Here is a 5,529-nt window from a genome sequence, read left to right as displayed (position 1 = left end):
TGGTGACGCGGGGCGTCAGCCGAGCTCGTGCATCCAGCCGTGGACGTCCTCGCCGGAGCCCGTCTGGATGTCGAGGAGCGCCTTGCGCAGCCGCATGGTGACCTCGCCCGGCTGCCCGCCGGACTGCGTCCACTCGCCGCGCGCGGACTTCACCCGGCCGACCGGGGTGATCACCGCGGCCGTGCCGCAGGCGAAGACCTCCTTGAGCGTGCCGTTCTCGGTGTCGGCCTGCCACTGGTCGATGGAGATCCGGCCCTCCTCCGACCCGTAGCCGAGGTCCTTGGCGAGGGTGAGGAGCGAGTCGCGGGTGATGCCGGCGAGCAGGGAGCCGGTGAGCTCCGGGGTGACGATCTTGAGGTCGCCGGCGGGACCCGTCTCGTAGACGAAGTACAGGTTCATGCCGCCCAGTTCCTCGACCCACTTGTGCTCGACGGCGTCGAGGTAGGCGACCTGGTCGCAGCCCTTCTGCGCGGCCTCGGCCTGGGCGAGCAGCGACGCGGCGTAGTTGCCGCCGGTCTTGGCGTCGCCCATGCCGCCGGGGACGGCGCGGACCCGGTCCTCGGAGAGCCAGATCGAGACGGGCTTGACGCCGCCGGGGAAGTACGCGCCGGCCGGGGAGGCGATGACGAGGAAGAGGTACTCGTTGGCGGGCTTCACACCCAGACCGACCTCGCTCGCGATCATGAACGGGCGGAGGTAGAGGGACGCCTCGCCACCGTGCGCGGGGACCCACGCCTTGTCCTGCTGGACCAGCGCGTCGCAGGCGGCGATGAAGGTGTCGACCGGCAGCTCGGGCATCGCCAGGCGGCGGGCGGAACGCTGGAAGCGCTCGGCGTTGGCCTCGGGACGGAAGGTGGCCACGGAGCCGTCGGGGCGGCGGTACGCCTTGAGGCCCTCGAAGATCTCCTGCGCGTAGTGCAGGGTCATGTTGGCCGGGTCCATCGACAGCGGCCCGTAAGGAACGAGCTCGCCGTCGTGCCAGCCACGCCCCTCCGTCCACCGGATCGTCACCATGTGGTCGGTGAAGTGGCGGCCGAATCCCGGATTGGCCAGGATCGCCTCGCGCTCCGCGTCGGACAGCGGGTGCGAGGAAGGCTTGAGCTCGATCGAGGGCGTCGTCATGAGTGCAGTGTCCTTCACCGGTTGTTGTGACGGACCGCGCTCACGCCCACTGCTTGGACATCCGAGCATCGCCGTGCGACACGGCCCACGTCCGATTATCGCCCGTGGGGATCCGCGCAGGGAACGGCGGGAGTACGGCCCAGGTTCTGATGGTGGCACCCGGGGGCCGCACAGGAAAAGCCGCCGGGCGCGGTGGAGAATGCGACCCGGCGGCTTCTGGGGTGTCCGGGGGACGCCCCCGGAAGTCTGATGTCCCGGGTCAGCTCGCTACTCGTACCGCGAGCGCGTCGCCGATCTGGTCCGTGGTGCGGGTCGTGCCCGGCGCACGCTCCGCCAGGTCGGCGGCCACGGCCTCCTCGATGCGGACCGCCTCGGACTCGTGGCCGAGGTGGCGCAGCAGGAGGGCGACCGACAGGATCGTGGCGGTCGGGTCGGCCTTGCCCTGGCCGGCGATGTCGGGGGCCGAGCCGTGGACGGGCTCGAACATCGACGGGAACTCGCCGGTCGGGTTGATGTTGCCGGAAGCGGCCAGGCCGATGCCGCCGGTCACGGCAGCGGCGAGGTCGGTGAGGATGTCGCCGAAGAGGTTGTCGGTGACGATGACGTCGAAGCGCTCCGGCTGGGTGACGAAGAAGATCGTCGCGGCGTCGACGTGCAGATAGTCGGTGGTGACCTCGGGGTACTCCTGGCCGACCTTGTCGAAGATGTTCTTCCACATGTGCCCCGCGTAGACGAGCACGTTGTTCTTGTGGACGAGCGTCAGCTTCTTGCGGGGGCGGGAGTTGGCCCGCTCGTACGCGTCGCGGACGACACGCTCCACGCCGTAGGCCGTGTTGAGGCTGACCTCGGTGGCGACCTCGGCGGGCGTACCGGTGCGCAGGGAACCGCCGTTGCCCGTGTACGGGCCCTCTGTGCCCTCGCGCACGACGACGAAGTCGATGTCGGGGCGGCCGGCCAGCGGGGTGGCGGTGTTCGGGAACAGCTTCGACGGACGCAGGTTGACGTAGTGGTCGAAGGCGAACCGCAGCTTCAGCAGCAGACCGCGCTCCAGCACACCGGAGGGCACCGACGGGTCGCCGATGGCGCCGAGGAGGATCGCGTCGTGGTTCTTGAGGGAGTCGAGCTCCGCGTCCGGGAGGGTCTCCCCGGTGCGGTGCCAGCGCTGGGCGCCGAGGTCGTACTCCTTGGTCTCCAGCTTCACATCCTGAGGCAGGACCGCGGCAAGGACCTTCAGGCCCTGCGCCACGACCTCCTGGCCGATGCCGTCACCGGGGACAACTGCGAGATTGATGCTGCGAGACATGTCGGCACCCTACTCCGCGTCCCATTCAATGACATGGCACGTCCACCATATGGACGCGGATGGTCGTCGTTCAGTGGCCGGTGGAGCCGCCGTTGTCCCGGCGGTCGAGGGCGCGCTGGAGGGCGGCGGCGGCGTTCTTGCGGTCGGACTCGCTGGTGCGGGAGGAGTGACGGACTCGGCGGGCGGTCGCAGCGGACATGATGATCGACTCCTTGAGATCAGAAGAGATTTCGAGGCGCCGGAAGGGGCGGTGAGCGCGCCGCAGGGGTTGCCTGCCTGTGGGCGCGGACTCGGAACCGCCATTCGCTGGATCGAGCGAGACGTTCGGCTCCTACAAAGCTAGGTCAGCCCGGCCGCTCTGTCTCCACAATTACTCGGACTTCCTACTATCTGAGACGCGAACATGGCCCGGGACGACAGCGCGGGCCCGCGGCGGGAGTCGGCGTCCCGGCGCGGGCCCGTAAAGACCGGTCCTCAGATCTCGCAGTTCGTCTCGAGGTCCGCCCCGGCCTCGCCGTCGCAGTCGTCCGTGCCGGTGCTGCCGTTGAGCAGATCGCTGCTGGGGCCGCCCCGGAGGGTGTCGTTCCCGGCCCCGGCGTCGATGCGGTCGGATCCGCCCGCGGCGCCGGCCGACACACCGCTCGGGCCGATGTTGTCGCCGAACACCGTGTCGTCCCCGCCGCGCCCGTCGATCAGATCGTTCCCGGCGGTCGCGCCAGTAGGGTCACCCATCGCGCTGTCGCCGACGAGCAGGAACTCGCCCGCGCCACCACCGGTGATCCGGTCGTTGCCGGAACCGGTCGCCGTACCACCGGAAGCGCTGTGATCGCCGGTCGCGATCGTGCCGCCGTCCGCTCCGAGATCGATGACGTCGTTGCCGCCGCTGCCGCTCGCGTTCCCCAGAATGGCAGTGCTGTCGCCGTTCGCGTCACCGGCGTCCCCGGGGCCTTCCAGGAGGACGTCGTCGCCGGCCCCCGAGGCGTCGAAGAAGGCGAACGCGTCACCGTTGAGGCCGTCGTTGCCCTCGCCGCCCTCGAGACGGTCGTTCGCCCCGCCGGAGGCGTGGTCGCCCCTGCTGTCGCCGACCAGGAAGTCGTCGCCCGTTCCGCCGTGGAGCGTGTCCCCCGCCGCCCCGGCGGCCGTGCCCTGCGGGGCGAGGTTGTCGCCCACCAGCGCGTCGACGCCCGCCCCGCCGAACACCCGGTCCGTCCCGGTGGCCGCCGTGGCGTTCCCCGTCGCGCTGTAGTTGTCGCCGACGACGGTGTCGCCGCCGTCCTGGCCGTCGAGCGAGTCGGCGCCCGGCCCTCCGGTCAGGCGGTCGTCGCCACCCAGGCCGCAGATCAGGTCGTTGCCGCCCAGGCCGTCGAGGACGTCGGCGCCCGGCGTCCCGACGATCACGTCGTTACCGGGCGTCCCCGTCGTCCCCGTGGTCGTCGCGGGGAACCCGAAGCACAATGGCGCCTGCGCGCCTGCTTCCGTGGCTCCCAGGCCGACGACGGCCGCCGCTGCGAAGAGGTGGGCGCAACTGAACAGGAGCACCCGGCGGACGGGGCTCCTTCGCCGGTTGAGGGTCATCGTGTCTCGTGTCTCCCTGCGTGGTGGTGATCACTGGCGCGTGATCCCTTCCAGCGCAGGGCACCGGCGTGCGCCGCCCCACCCGTCCGGAGCAGACTGCTACCGGGTCGGGAGCGGTCCGTTCAGAGCCTGCCGCCGGTGAGGCGGGACAGCGGGCCGCGCTGCTTGAGGCCCGCGCGGCGGCCGAGCGCGTACGAGCCGGCCACCGCGGTGGCGACGCCCGTCCCTGCCCCGGCCACGATCGCCTTGCGCGCCTTCACGAGCGTCCACACGACGCCTGCCTTGCCGACCGTCGCGCCGGCGGCCGTGGAGGCCGCCTGCTGGACCGTCCTGGCCGCCGTCAGTGCCTTCTCCGTGGCCACGCCGCCGATGCCCTGCGCCAGCTCGCCGGTGCGGCGGGCCGTGTCCTGCGCCTTGGACGACGCCTTCGCAGGCGCCTCGGCGGCCGACCGGGTCCGCCCCTGTGCGGCGGCGGCCGTCTTCTTCGTCGTCGTACGTGCCTGGGTCGTCTTCTTCTCGGTCTCAGCCATGCCGTTCGGGTATCCGCCCACGGCGCACGCAAACTGAGAGGCCGTCAACACGCGTGGCCGCCGCCGTCCCGTTTCCGGGAGAACCCCCAGGGCATCCGCGTACCGGAGGTGGCGCATGAACGCACGCACATTGACGCTCACCGGCCGCGCCCGGGCCCGCCGGGCGGCGAACGGTTCCGTCGTCGAAGCAGCCGCTCGCTGGGGATTCGTGGCACGCGGGGTGATCTACCTGCTCGTCGGGGCGCTGGCCCTGCACATCGCCTTCGGCGGCACCGGCCGCCAGGCGGACCGCGGCGGCGCGCTCACCCAGCTGTCGGAGCAGCCTTTCGGCTCCGTGCTGTTGTGGGCGCTCGGTGCCGGACTGACCGGCATGGCGCTGTGGCGTCTCTCCGAAGCGCTCTTCGGCGCCGCGGGAGCCGACGGGCACAAGACGCACAAGCGGCTGCTGTCCGCGGGCCGCTGCGTCTTCTACGGGTTCGTCGCCTACTCGGTGCTCGCGTTCGCCGCGGGTGAGAGCGGCAGCGGCGGCGGCTCGAGCGACCGGCAGTCGCAGGACGTGACGGCCAGGGCGCTGGAGCTGCCCGGGGGCCGGTGGATCGTCGGTCTGGCCGGTATCGGCATCGTCTTCGCCGGTGCCTGGATCGCCGTACGCGCCGCGCTGCGCAAGTACCGCAAGCACCTGAAGCAGGGCGGCATGTCGCGCCGGACCCGGCGGCTGATCGACGTGACGGGCGTCGCGGGCGGCGTGGCACGAGGAGTGCTGTTCGGGGCCGTCGGCGTCTTCGTCGTGCTCGCGGCGCTCACCTACGAACCGGACAGGGCAAAGGGATTCGACGACACGCTGCGGTCCTTCGCCGCGACTCCCGCGGGGCCGTGGCTGCTGGCGCTCGTTGCCGGCGGTCTGGTGCTGTTCGGGGTCTTCTCGTTCGCGATGGCGCGCAGGCGCCGGGTCTGAACCGGACCTGAACGACGGGAAGTTCGGCGGGCTCACATGGAAAC

General features: G+C 71.4%; 6 protein-coding genes. 1 reads left to right on the top strand and 5 read right to left on the bottom strand.

The genetic code is table 11. The annotated features are described in order from the left end of the window. Positions 1-15: 15 nt before the first annotated feature. From ACWGH4_RS30265 to ACWGH4_RS30245, 5 genes are all read right to left on the bottom strand, one after another. On the bottom strand, positions 16-1,122 hold the full coding sequence (locus ACWGH4_RS30265; protein ID WP_441266016.1) for a branched-chain amino acid aminotransferase: 1,107 nt from the start codon (positions 1,120-1,122) through the stop codon (positions 16-18). Positions 1,123-1,381: 259 nt separating this feature from the next. Beyond that, entirely contained in the window at positions 1,382-2,425 is a 1,044-nt protein-coding gene (locus ACWGH4_RS30260; RefSeq protein ID WP_356621139.1) for a 3-isopropylmalate dehydrogenase, read from the bottom strand. 70 nt (positions 2,426-2,495) lie between these two features. Further along, positions 2,496-2,624 (bottom strand): hypothetical protein, encoded by a 129-nt coding sequence (locus tag ACWGH4_RS30255; RefSeq protein WP_441266018.1) that lies wholly within the window; start codon positions 2,622-2,624, stop codon positions 2,496-2,498. A 275-nt stretch (positions 2,625-2,899) separates the two neighbouring features. Then, complete coding sequence (locus ACWGH4_RS30250; protein ID WP_453466517.1) at positions 2,900-4,000, bottom strand: calcium-binding protein; 1,101 nt, start codon at positions 3,998-4,000, stop codon at positions 2,900-2,902. 122 nt (positions 4,001-4,122) lie between these two features. Continuing rightward, positions 4,123-4,530: a hypothetical protein gene (locus tag ACWGH4_RS30245; protein WP_441266020.1), complete on the bottom strand. Its 408-nt coding sequence runs from the start codon at positions 4,528-4,530 to the stop codon at positions 4,123-4,125. 115 nt (positions 4,531-4,645) lie between these two features. Between ACWGH4_RS30245 and ACWGH4_RS30240 the strand changes: the two genes are divergently transcribed. After that, positions 4,646-5,485, top strand: coding sequence for a DUF1206 domain-containing protein (locus tag ACWGH4_RS30240; protein ID WP_453466515.1), 840 nt, complete (start codon positions 4,646-4,648; stop codon positions 5,483-5,485). Positions 5,486-5,529: the final 44 nt, after the last annotated feature.

Source organism: Streptomyces sp. NPDC054847, from assembly GCF_053610925.1.
Note: the sequence above shows the minus strand (reverse complement) of the source record. Positions and strands in the feature narration are given on the sequence as shown.